This is a genomic window from Ferrimicrobium sp. (assembly GCF_027319265.1).
In the GTDB taxonomy this organism is placed as follows: Bacteria; Actinomycetota; Acidimicrobiia; order Acidimicrobiales; family Acidimicrobiaceae; genus Ferrimicrobium.
In genome coordinates, this window is record NZ_DAHVNP010000066.1 from 19753 (window position 1) to 31650 (window position 11898).

Annotated in this window: 8 protein-coding genes; 7 read left to right on the forward strand and 1 reads right to left on the reverse strand. The window is 57.5% G+C overall.

The annotated features are described in order from the left end of the window. Positions 1–179 precede the first annotated feature (179 nt). From hypD to M7439_RS09760, 3 genes are all read left to right on the forward strand, one after another. Positions 180–1298, forward strand: a complete 1119-nt coding sequence (gene hypD / locus M7439_RS09750) for a hydrogenase formation protein HypD (protein ID WP_298343456.1) — start codon at positions 180–182, stop codon at positions 1296–1298. Continuing rightward, the gene (hypE, locus tag M7439_RS09755) at positions 1295–2320 is read left to right on the forward strand and encodes a hydrogenase expression/formation protein HypE (protein ID WP_298343459.1); all 1026 of its coding nucleotides are present in this window, start codon (positions 1295–1297) and stop codon (positions 2318–2320) included. The genes hypD and hypE overlap by 4 nt, the downstream gene beginning before the upstream one ends. Positions 2321–3176: 856 nt before the next feature. After that, on the forward strand, positions 3177–4481 hold the full coding sequence (locus M7439_RS09760) for a DUF4157 domain-containing protein (protein ID WP_298343475.1): 1305 nt from the start codon (positions 3177–3179) through the stop codon (positions 4479–4481). A gap of 707 nt (positions 4482–5188) precedes the next feature. Here M7439_RS09760 and M7439_RS09765 read toward each other — a convergent pair. After that, positions 5189–6697 carry an APC family permease gene (locus M7439_RS09765; protein WP_298343462.1) on the reverse strand — a complete coding sequence of 503 codons (1509 nt, stop codon included), beginning with the start codon at positions 6695–6697 and terminating at the stop codon, positions 5189–5191. Positions 6698–6861: 164 nt separating this feature from the next. Here M7439_RS09765 and M7439_RS09770 point away from each other — a divergent pair, with 164 nt between their 5' ends. The 4 genes from M7439_RS09770 to M7439_RS09785 all read left to right on the forward strand — a co-directional run bounded on the left by M7439_RS09770 (position 6862) and on the right by M7439_RS09785 (position 11401). After that, positions 6862–8223: a glutamine synthetase family protein gene (locus tag M7439_RS09770; protein ID WP_298343463.1), complete on the forward strand. Its 1362-nt coding sequence runs from the start codon at positions 6862–6864 to the stop codon at positions 8221–8223. Continuing rightward, positions 8223–9110 (forward strand): MurR/RpiR family transcriptional regulator, encoded by an 888-nt coding sequence (locus M7439_RS09775; protein ID WP_298343466.1) that lies wholly within the window; start codon positions 8223–8225, stop codon positions 9108–9110. Before M7439_RS09770 ends, M7439_RS09775 begins: the two co-directional genes overlap by 1 nt. Before the next feature lie 5 nt (positions 9111–9115). Continuing rightward, entirely contained in the window at positions 9116–10258 is a 1143-nt protein-coding gene (locus M7439_RS09780) for an amidohydrolase family protein (RefSeq protein ID WP_298343469.1), read from the forward strand. Positions 10259–10876: 618 nt separating this feature from the next. Continuing rightward, the gene (locus M7439_RS09785) at positions 10877–11401 is read left to right on the forward strand and encodes a DUF2399 domain-containing protein (RefSeq protein WP_298343472.1); all 525 of its coding nucleotides are present in this window, start codon (positions 10877–10879) and stop codon (positions 11399–11401) included. The last annotated feature ends 497 nt before the right edge of the window (positions 11402–11898 follow it).

Sequence of the window (11898 nt, forward strand, 5' to 3'; positions counted from 1 at the left end):
CGCAGAGTGGACTAGCCAAGCTAAGTCGGTTGCGAGAATCGTTAGTTTCCTGCGTAATATGGATGTCCAACCCCCTCATCACGGAACCTCTCTTGATAGGTTGGTCCTGTTGTGCCGACCGTGGTGGCGTGACCCGAGTTACACCGGGCATCTGTCTCGCGGTGTCAAGAGGAGGGACGATGCAATACGTCGATGAATACCGTGATCCTACCCGGATCAGGGAATTGAGTGCGGCGATCCACGCGCAGGTCAAGAATCGCCAGTACCGAATCATGGAGATCTGTGGTGGGCACACGCATAGCATCTATCGCTTTGGCCTCCAGGAGATGCTACCTGAGAACATCGAACTCATCCACGGTCCGGGTTGCCCTGTCTGTGTTCTTCCAGTGGGCAAGGTCGACGAGGCGCTGGTGCTCGCCCGCACACACGACATCACTCTCACCGCGTTTGGCGATGTCATGCGAGTCCCAGGATCGAGGGAGAGTCCGTTCCAGGCAAAGGCACAAGGCGCAGACATCCGAATGGTGTACTCGCCCATGGATGCCCTAAAGATCGCGATGAATGATCCTGATCGAGAAGTGGTGTTCTTTGCTATCGGTTTTGAGACAACCGCGCCATCTACGGCCCTCACGATCCTCAATGCGGCACGCTTGGGAGTCGAGAACTTCTCGGTATTTTGCAATCACGTAACCGTTGGCCCACCGCTGCGCGCAATTATGGACAATGAGTTCTTTGATCTGGATGGCTTCATTGGACCTGGGCACGTATCGACCGTCATCGGACTCGATCCCTATGATTTCGTTGCGACAGAGTACCATCGTCCAATCGTCGTTACCGGCTTCGAACCCGTGGATCTCATGGAGTCAATTCTTTGGCTAGTAAAACTCATCGGTAATGGCGAGGCTAAGGTCGAAAATCAGTATGTACGCGCCGTGCAGAGAAAAGGGAATACGACAGCTATCGCAGCGATGACAGAGGTGTTCGAGGAGCGCCCTAGCTTTGAGTGGCGAGGGCTTGGCTACATCGAATCCTCCGCTCTGCGTTTGCGCGAACCCTATCACCGTTTCGATGCAGAGTTACGTTATTCAGTATCCCCGATCCGGTCACCGGAGCCAAAAGGTGCGCTTTGTGGCGAGGTGTTGATAGGTCAAAAACGGCCCGAGGACTGCCCACTCCTCGGCAGTACCTGTCTACCCGACAGTCCAGTCGGGGCCCTCATGGTCTCTTCGGAGGGAGCATGTAGTGCCTACTACACCTACGTTCATCGGCGACTAGTCGTCAACGCAGGACAGCTATGACGACCTGGTTTGCAGACCCAGAGATCCTCATGGCCCATGGGGCTGGTGGCAAGGCGAGTAGAAAACTCCTCGAGGGACTGATCGCACCCGTCCTGGCCGAACACGGATCACCCGCAGCCTTAGGTGATTCATTCAACATAGCCGGTACGGACTTTTGGGTCACCACAGACTCCTTCGTGGTAAGCCCAAATGTCTTCCCTGGGGGCTGTCTTGGAGAGCTCGCGGTGAATGGAACCCTGAACGATCTCGCGGTAGCCGGCGCAGAGCCTCTCGTACTGACCTCAGCCATCATCATTGAGGCAGGTACCTCCAGCCAGGAGTTAAAGGTACAGCTCGAGGGGATGGCAAAGGCGTCACAAGCGGCTGAGGTACCGATTGTAGCCGGCGACACCAAGGTGGTTGAGCATGGCAAGGGCGATCGCGTCTATATAACCACCACGGGAGTGGGCAGATCGCACCCGAAAGCAAACCTCGATCCGGGAAGGGTACAACCCGGTGATGCGGTCATCTGTTCAGGCACTCTTGGGGATCACGGCATCACCATCCTCATGGCAAGGGGAGAGCTCGACTTCACATCGGCTTCCCTGGCATCCGATACTGCCAATCTATGGCCGTTGATCAAGGTACTCTTGGACGAATTTGGCGGTGCAATCAAGTGGATGCGTGATCCCACTCGTGGAGGTCTGGCAAGCACATTGAACGAGCTTGCCGAGGACGCTAAAGTCGAGATTCTGGTTGAAGAGGGCCGGGTGCCGATAGCCAACCCCGTACGCGGCGCGTGTGAGATCCTTGGGCTCGACCCCTTCCACATCGCAAATGAAGGGAAATTAGTGGCCATCATCTCCGCAGATTATGTCGATCAGGTGCTCGCCACAATGAAGGCCCATCCGCTCGGGCGCAACGCGGCACACATTGGAACTGTGCGCGAATCCACTACCCCAATGGTGGTCTGTGCGACCGAATTCGGCGCACACCGCACGCTCGACATGCTCACCGGTGATCCACTGCCACGAATTTGCTAGAGTGACCCCTATCAGTGTCGAGCGCCTTGCGGCCCTCGGTTCAGTTTTCTCGCGGCCTGCCCGAGCGGACCTAGCACTTCACTCATCCAGCGATGTCGGTCACTCGTTACAACAGGTGGCCCGTGCGGTGCAAATCATGACAAAGGCGAACCTGCGGTTCAACAGATCATAATCTCGTGACATCCTCTCCGTCCTGAAGGGCGCAGCTTCAGATGTGGTGATGCGCTTCATTGGGTCGCTGTCATGTATCCTGTTGGATGCATCGTGCGATGTGATTTCCTCCCTCATCTATTGTGGTCGGTCCTCTCGCATTCGAGGTGGTTCATCATTGTACCCCCATGAACGCTTCGCTGCGTTCTTGCGGGTCACCAACGCATCATTCGGGATCGCAGTGGGTCGCTAGCTCTTCGGTGTGGAGCTCTTTCATCTCCTCCTTGCCGGTCTATCCCGGGGATTACGAGGGCTCCGGTCAGGGGCATTACCACGACCGTTGAGCCTGGTCATAGCCTCTGCGAGCGCATGCAACTGCGGTTGACATCTCCTCGTTATCTTTGTGAAGTGAGATAAGAAATGTGAGAGAAAGAAGATTATGAGCATGCAAAGGCGAGAGTCGATTCAAAAGCAGCCATCCACTGTCAGAACAGTAAGGAAGGCGGCTGCGGTTGACCATTCCACAAGTACACCAGTTTCACAACGGATCCTCGACTTGCAACGCACCGTAGGCAACCGTACAGTAGCTGCTCTTGTAGCTGCTGCTCAGCCTAAGTTGGTCGTTAGCGCGGCCAACGATCGTTTAGAGCGAGAGGCCGATACCGCGGCCGACCAGGTCATGGCTCTCCTTGATCGGAACGTCCGAATGAATCCACTATTGGACACTATCGGTGTCGCCGATGGCGTAGCAAGTAGTGGTCTACAGCGGCGGGCTACGGCCGACGCTCCAGTAGCTGGGAGAAGCGGCGGCGAAGTTGACACTCGGACGGAGACACAGATCGGCACTCTACGCGCTGGTGGGAGTTCGCTTCCGTCACGCCTACGTTCGCCTATGGAGGGGGCATTCGGCGTAGATTTCGGTAAGGTGCGACTTCATCGGGGTCGAACCTCAGAGATGCTCTGCCGAAAGATGGGTGCGATTGCCTTCACTGTCGGAAGCGATGTCTTCCTCGGCTCTAGTGCGCCTCCCCTGGAGCGCCCTGTTGGTCAGCACCTCCTAGCCCATGAGTTAAGTCATACTATTCAGCAAGGAGCCGTTGGAGGTCTGGTTAAGCCAACGGTTCATCGCAGCGTTGAACTCACTGGTCTGGTTCAGCGGTTTTACGGTGACGATCCAAAGGATAAGATCACTCAAGATAGTAGTGATCTTCTGTACGGGAATTCCGACCCTAGAGCAGCAACCAAGGTTTGCCTGGACGCCAATCAAAGACTGAAGCTGCGTACCATTGATGAGTACAACTCGAGGATAGGTATTAACAAGCTGATTACTTCGACGTTTGCTGCGCTTGGTTTGTTTTACCTGCGTGAACAGCTTGACTCCACCGCTGAATGGGGCCTAAGCGCTTGGAGAAACAGGGCAATCGATCCACAAAACGATGACGCGCTCGAGAAGTGGATTGGGTTCTTGCGCGCCCACAAGGATAAGGTCGGTCTCGTAGATCTTGGCGAGAAGGGAGGCTGGTTTGTTAAAGCGAAGATCGATCAAAAGCACCGATTCAAGAAAAATCGTAGGTTTTCACAAGCCGACCAAGCCAAAGGGGACCGGTTGACATCGAAGGAGATTCGACAGTTTCTTGGATCCCCAAATATAGCTGCGGCTGAAGCACTATTCTACCCAATGAGTCCAAAGAAGCAGGAGGCACTCAACGCATGGGTCTATAGAGCGTTGTTTCGTCGAACCAGCAAGCTCGGTCAGGACTTCACAATCAAGGAGCTACGTGCAAAGGTCCACTTCAACACCGCTAGCGATCCAGACTATCAGCCACCAAAGGATCCAGATACCGTGGTAACGCCCACTTGGCAAGACACAGGAGTGGCCACCCAGAGTCGAAAGAAAATCAATAAGAATAGGCCAATCACGGTGAGTGAATTTCGGCATATGGAAAAGCTGAAGAAGACCAATCCCGATAGCTTTAATGTCTATGGAGAGACACCGCCGCCACCGCCATAGCGGTAACGTCCGTGTATCGCGAGCTGGCTATCATACGCGTCAGCAGTTCTCGGGCCTGTCGTTGGCCCGGCAGGCATGCCGGGTGTCTCTTGTGTCCTTGTCTGGGTGGGCTTTGAGCACCCGCTTGGTCGAAGGATGCTCCGGAGCTAAGAACGGCGACGTGACCACCGGCTGCTGCACCCTAGGGATCGTTCAAACACCATGTCTCACGAGCGACTGGGCCCACCGGTGAATAGATGCGAAAGCTAAAACGCGAGATGATCTCGAACAAGACGAGGAAGAAGGGAAGCACGGAGTGGGAACAGGATAGATCCAAAGCGTTCGACAAGTCGGCTTTCACGAGATCAAATCGGCTACATTCACCATCTACCCCGGCGGCTCCAAAGGTGCACGGATGGCTGGCCAGTGTTTGGCGGGGAGAGTTTGCTGCATTGTTCTTCGGTACCGTAGCGACATCAACAGGTCCTCTATGTGTAGGAGAATGCGTTCCTCCACCTCCAATCCTACCTTCGTTACTGGGTGTCACCACGGCGCCATCATCGGGTGTGGTCACGACACCGGTGGGCCGTTGCAGTCATCCACAGAATCAGCAGATCGATCCAGACTCCACGAGTCTGGATCGATCAGTGGCTCCCCTATCCTCTACGCATCAATAAAAGAATACCCATGCATCGATAGCATTTGGGAGCAACGTCCACCTGCCAGTGTTAGTCAGTCGTAATCGGTCGCGACTCCTCGAGATTCTTCTGCTCTACGGCCGCTCTCTCTGTGGACAGGCTCAGTCCCTCCGCCTGCGTCAGTCGCTGGCCCACCTTCGCAGCGAGTTTGGGCGCGGAGAGGATGATCGCTACACCGACGATGATCCAACCCCCGGAGACAACAGGGAACCACGCCGACGCACCAGTCGGATAGGGAATCACGTTGCGATAGAGGGTGTAGACGATGAGGACCCCAGCCAGAATCGGCAAGATGGTCTCCCAAGTCGGGACAGAACCACGCTCCTTGACAAAGAGCAGCGTCACCGCGCCGATCGTCGCTAGCAAATAGACAAACAAAATGATGAGCGTACCAATCGTGCCGAACCAGAGAAACTCGTCAAAGGCGGTGGCACCGAAGGCGATTGCCGAGATCCACGAGATCGCTAGGATGACTCCGACGATCAACGTCGCAGCACGCAGTGGTGTCTCTGTCTTGGCGTTCACCACTCCGATGCCCTTCTCGCCAAAGGAGTCCCGAGAGAGCGAGTAGGCCAAGCGAGACGCGCCCACCGTCGAAGCAAGCGAACAGCCAAAGGCCGATACCACCGTTCCGAGGGTGACCACGTTGCCGAGCCAGGAGGCGACATAGGTTGAGCCAAGCGTCCCAAGCAGCGAACCGGTGTTGGCGAAGGTGCTCAGTTGGTGTGCACCTGTTCCAAAGCCCATGACCTCGACGGCAGTCACAAAGATGAAGTAGATTCCACCAAAGATCGCTGTACCCACAATGGCTCGCGGAATATCGCGCCGGGGGTGTTTTGACTCCTCACCGAGGGTGGCCGAGGCCTCAAAACCGGCGAAGGAGAGGAAGCCAAAGACGACCCCCAGGAACAGCGCTGAGAAGCCAACGGTCTGGGATGGTTCAAAGACTGTCATGGTGAAGTGCTGGCCCTGCGGTCCATGACCAACGATGAGCTTGATCAGCACAATCACCGAGAGAATGACGATGAGAGCCACGGTGGTGAGTTCGGTTCCCAACAACACACGGGTGCCGTTCTTCGCTGGTCGAATAGCGAGATACCACACGCCCACTAGTTCGATCGCCGCCACCAAGAAGGGTGCCCAGGTCGGAGGTGAGGACCAGATCGACAGGCTCTGCAGAAGCGCAGTCAAGAAGATCGCCGACGCCATCGCGGTCAGTAACCCATAGAAGATATAGGTGCCCATCAGCGACCAACCGGCGACCACACCGGCTCGTGGACCAAGGGTCGCGCCGACAAAGCCATAGACGGAGCCGGAGTGATGAAATCGTTGGGTGAGGCGCGCGAAGACGTAGGCGATAAAGAGCACGCCAACCAGTGCGATTACAAAGGTCAATGGAACCGCCCGTCCTACCGTCCCCACCGAGCCCTGTGGGTTGATGTTGGCGGCCATGGAAGGTGCCATCAACGCAACTGAGACACCGACTACCTGCCAGAGCGAGAGGCTCTTGGCAAGCTTTGGTCCTGGCTGATCTGTCATATCCCCCTCCACTTCTCACAACCCCTGACCCCCGTCGCATCCTACCCATGAATAGGATGGACCTAGCGAGATCGAACCGTTGCGTAACAATGTTTTAGCACGTTCAGTTGATACAGGTAGCGTATTTTTGTTAACATTTAATTGCCGACGCCAAAAGGGGGACAATGATGATCGAAGGACAGGCACCTCTGCTCGATGAGGGCAAGCTGCATGCCGCGGAGACCCGTCTGGGTAAACACGAGATCGACGCGATTGCACTGACCTACGTGGATAACGCCGGCATCGTTCGTGTCAAGGCCATCCCTGTCGAGCGGTTGGACTCTGCGCTCCGCAACGGCGTTGGCATGTCGCCGGTCTTTGACGCCTTCATCTTCAACGATGCGATCACCCAATCACGGTATTCAGGAGGTCCGATGGGTGATCTCCGTCTCTTCCTCGATCTCGACTCGCTCGCTCCGATTCCGGCGATGCCTGGGTGGGCCTTTGGCGCCGTCGATCGCTTCGAGCAGTCGCTCACCCCCCATCCCAACTGTTCGCGCGGATTCCTGCGCCGTCAGCTCGCCCGTCTCGCAGAGCGAGAGATTATCCCCAAAATGGGATTTGAGATCGAGTGGGTCATCTCCAAGGGTAGTGACCAGCACTTCGTGCCGGCGACCGACGGATCAGCCTACGGACTCGGCCGCATCGTCGATGTCGCTGACTACTCACGAGCGCTCCTTCTCAACCTACGCAACGCTGACCTACTCGTCGAGCAGTTTCACCCCGAGTATGCGCCCGGCCAGTTTGAGGTCTCACTGCCCGCGACGGCTCCGCTCGCTGCCGTCGATAGGCTCATCCTCGCCAAGACCATCATCAGGGCGACTGGCCGTACCTTTGGACTCACCACCTCCTTTGCCCCAGTCGTGGAGGTCAACGGCGTCGGCAACGGCGGCCACGTGCACCTGAGCGCGACCAAGGCGAACCTGCCGATCTTTGGGGGCGGTGCGGGTCCGGGCAAGCTCACTCCAGCCGGAGCCGCTGCGGTTGCCACCCTCCTCGACTGGCTCCCAGGTCTCCTCGCAATCGGCGCACCCTCGCCAGCGAGCTATCTCCGACTGGTGCCGAGTCACTGGGCGGGAGCCTTTCAGTGTTGGGGTATCGAGAACCGCGAGGCTGCGCTACGACTGGTGGCTGAGTCCAAACTGGTGAACGCGAACAACGCCAACCTCGAGGTCAAGTGTTTCGATCAGAGTGCCAACCCCTATCTCGTTGCTGGCGCCCTGCTCGCAGGGTTAGCAACGAGCCTGGATGGTGGGCCGCCATTACCTGATCCGGTAGGGTCAGATCCCGTCGGTCTCCCCAATGTAATTCGACTTCCCCAATCACTCGATGAGTCGCTCGCCAAGCTCTGGACACTCAAGCCTCTGCTTGACGCGATGGGCCCTGAACTCACCGAGGCCTTCACCGCGGTGCGCAAGGCCGAGCTCGCCCACTTCGAGTCGGCCACGCCCGAGCAGATCGTCGCCCAGACACGGTGGGTCTACTGATGACCCAGAGCACCGTCGCCGAGGTCATTCGCGCACAAGTCGATTCACTCACCAAGTCAGAACGCAAGATCGCAAAACTTCTCCTTGAGGACTACCCCGTCTCCGGACTCGCTGGCATCCCAGCGATCGCTGAAGCGGCTGGGGTCAGCGCACCAACCATCGTCCGTTTTGTCACCAAACTCGGCTTCAAAAACATCGCCGAGATGCGCGAACAACTCCAGAATGAGATCAGCACCCGTCTCGCCTCACCGCTCGAGCGACTCGGGCCCAGCGAAGACCATGCCCCGATTACCCTGCTCGGCACCTCTGAGGCGGAGCTCCTTGATGCGGTCACGCGAAGTTTTGTCTCAGTCAACCCCAACGAGCTCGAACAGTTTCTCCAGTATCTCTGTGATCTCGACCGCGAGATTGTCCCCATTGGCGGGCGCATCTCCCATGTGCTCGCCCAGCATCTCTCCTGGTCCTTACAGGTGCTCAGACCAAAGGTACGAGTCGCACGTTCATCGCCCGGAGAGCGGATCAACCTCCTCCTTGATGTCGATGATCGTTCGGTGGTCGTGGCCTTTGACTACCGGCGTTATTCGCCAGACACCATCCGCTTCGTCGAGGTCGCCAAGGCCGAGGGAGCCACCGTCCTCCTCGTGACCGACCCCTATCTCTCCCCTGCCGCCAAGAACGCCGACGTGGTGCTCACCTCAGCGATCAGCTCCTCAGGGGTCTTCGATGCGTTGACCCCCTCCTTCGCACTCGTCGAGGCACTCTTGAGCTTGATCGCGAAGCGTCTCGGGGGTCCAGCCACCGATCGTGTGGCCAAGTATGAAAAACTCACCGTACGGATCCTTGAGAACGACCGCAACATCATCGGCTCCTACCGTGGACAGGGATAACGAATATGCCAGCTGCACAACGCAAGAACACAGAGCTCGCTACAGCCATCGCTGCACTCCCCCTCGTCGATCACCACTGTCATAGCTTCTACTCCGCACCTCTTACCGATAGCCAGGTCGAGGACAACCTCACCGAATCACCGGACGCACGAGCAGCACGCACCTCGACCTTTGACTCCAACCTCGGACTCGCCGTGCTCCGCTGGGCCGGACCTTTGTTGGGCCTTGAGCCCCCGGTCGCACCCCAGGCCTATCTCGATGCGCGACGATCACTCACCCCAGGCGAGCTCGTCAACCGTTCACTCACAGGTGCCGGGGTGAGCGACCTCCTCATCGACACCGGGTTCCATGCTGAGGATCTCATTCCATTGGCCGAGCTCGCGACCCTCAGTCCTGCAAACGTCTATGAGATCCTGCGTATCGAGGCCCACGCTGAGCGGCTGCTCGCCGAGGTCGGGTCTGCAGAGGCCTTTGTCGATGCCTGGCCAACCTTCCTCGCGAACCTTGATCCTGGGGTGGTAGGTCTTAAATCGGTGGCTGCGTACCGATGCGGACTCGACCTCATGGGCGAGTGCCCTTCGCGTTCCGAGATCCTCTTCGCGTTAGGTCACGAACTCACCCACGCCCCTCTTCGTCTCACCGATCCCACGGTGATCAGCTACCTCGTCATCACCGCTATCGAGATCACCCGGTTGCCTCTTCAGTTCCATGTCGGTATCGGTGATCCAGAGGTACGACTGGCGACCGGACGCCCCGGGCATCTTCAAGACCTGATCGAGTTTGCCAACCGGCTCAGGACCCCGATCTGTCTCCTGCACTGCTACCCCTATCACCGCGAGGCCGCCCTCCTCGCACACGACTATCCCAACGTCTACCTTGATCTCGGACTCGCACTCAATTTTGTCGGTCCGCGGGCGACCGAAGTCCTGGCCGAGACGCTAGAACTCGCCCCCTACGCCAAAGTGCTGTACTCCTCTGATGCATTTGGCCTCCCGGAACTGAACTACCTCGGGGCCGTGCAGTTTAGGACCGCACTCACCAAGCTCCTTGGAGACTTAGTCGACCAACAGTATCTGGTGGATCGTAGCGCCCTGCGCCTAGCGGAGTTGATGACCTCTGCCACCGCCAAGGAGTTATACCGACTCTGAATCTGGCCAACGGCCTCGAACCGACCAAGTTGAGCCACTATCTCCGTTGACAGACAGGGTCATGATCACGTACCATCTCAGAGCCGACAAATGAAAACCTTCCAAGTGCTGCGTGGATGTCTCTGATCGTTGTCGGAGCGGTGGGGGTGGTAGCACGGCCCACGATTGAGTTCTCGACACACCAGAGCTTCCTTGCCGGGATGGTGAAACGATCATTGGTGCCTATGGCTGACTGATAACACTGCGTCATAACAGAGTCCAGCTACATGGAGCGGAATTTCCCCAGAACGGTGCCACGCCGACGAATTGAGAACGCTTTCGCAACAACGCAAGGTGGCCACCCCCCTGGACCACCTGAAGGAAGTTCCCGGGTTAGCTGCCGATGTCACGATGTTGCACAGACTGGTTGGGCTCGGAGAACACACGAGTTATTCGCATCGGGGACGCTGCTTGACCTTGGACGAGGTCGCTCGCTTACACGTGTTTGAACAATGGAAAGTTTCGGCCGACTCAACACACTCGTCGCTCCACTCGAAGACTTCGTGGGGCCGCAGCGGCCGGCTATCACGTCGCAGAAACCGATGCTGTGGTGCAGGTGGGCAACAAGGGCGCCCTCACATGCACTTGCACGCGAGAGAGGCAGACCTGGTACCACCTCGCCACTCATTCGATTCTCTTGAGACTCATCTCACCGCCCGTGATCTGTCGAGGATACTGTGGAGACTGGCACCCAATACGACCGTCTACGTATGCGAAAACCCAAGAATCGTTGAGGCGGCCTCGGATGCAAGATCTCAGGCAGCAGTGGTCTGCACCTTCGGCAACCCCAATTCGGTCGTCTTGGATCTCCTCTCGCACCTTCATGGTGCCGGTGCAGCCTTTCGATACCATGGCGACTTCGATTGGCCGGGTATCGCCATCGCCAACCGGATCATGGCCCATGTAGGTGCTATCTCATGGCAAATGGGCTCCACCGACTATCTGGCCGCGGTCGTGTCCGCCACTGGAGAGCTTCCGCCACTGACGGGCAAGCCGATATCTGCTAGCTGGGATTTGGCGCTTGAGCAGGCAATGTTGGAGGTGGGTCGAGTGGTCCACGAAGAACTCGTACTTGACAGGCTCCTCGCGGACCTTGTCTCTTGAAGTCGCAGGCTCAAAAACATCCCCGTTGAATGCAGCAGAGCTGCCTTCCCCTCGAAATGTGCACTGTGCTCGTCGCCGGGGTGCTGACCTCCTCCGTGTCAACCAAGCTGTTGTGGATCGGCATTCAGTACAACCGCTGCTCCGATGGCCCAGCACGAGCCAATCGGTGACTCTTGCCTCTGGAAGGCCCCTCGGAGTGCTGTACCAGTTGGATCCTGCGGCTGAGAGGTCATCTTCGTTGATAGGGAACCTGCCGAAACCACCTAACCCATCTTTCGATTCCTCCCTCACAACCCCCAGCTGAGCGGGTTGGTCCTACTGGGTAGGGCAATCCCGATAGGGACCGCCCTTACAGGCAATACCGTTCAGCTAAGCACCAGTACACAGATCTGCGATGGATGCTCGGGTTGAGGCCAGTGATGGTGATGAAGACGTTTGGCCGCCCACTCTAAGAACTTTGCGCTTGACTACCCGAGGGTTAGAACGCAATCGACGTG

Bases quoted from the DNA above. Each gene is read 5' to 3' on its own strand.
- hypD (WP_298343456.1), top strand. From the start codon at position 180: ATGCAATACGTCGATGAATACCGTGATCCTACCCGGATCAGGGAATTG.
- M7439_RS09765 (WP_298343462.1), bottom strand. From the start codon at position 6,697: ATGACAGATCAGCCAGGACCAAAGCTTGCCAAGAGCCTCTCGCTCTGG.
- M7439_RS09760 (WP_298343475.1), top strand. From the start codon at position 3,177: ATGAATCCACTATTGGACACTATCGGTGTCGCCGATGGCGTAGCAAGT.
- M7439_RS09785 (WP_298343472.1), top strand. From the start codon at position 10,877: ATGCACTTGCACGCGAGAGAGGCAGACCTGGTACCACCTCGCCACTCA.
- M7439_RS09780 (WP_298343469.1), top strand. From the start codon at position 9,116: ATGCCAGCTGCACAACGCAAGAACACAGAGCTCGCTACAGCCATCGCT.
- hypE (WP_298343459.1), top strand. From the start codon at position 1,295: ATGACGACCTGGTTTGCAGACCCAGAGATCCTCATGGCCCATGGGGCT.
- M7439_RS09775 (WP_298343466.1), top strand. From the start codon at position 8,223: ATGACCCAGAGCACCGTCGCCGAGGTCATTCGCGCACAAGTCGATTCA.
- M7439_RS09770 (WP_298343463.1), top strand. From the start codon at position 6,862: ATGATGATCGAAGGACAGGCACCTCTGCTCGATGAGGGCAAGCTGCAT.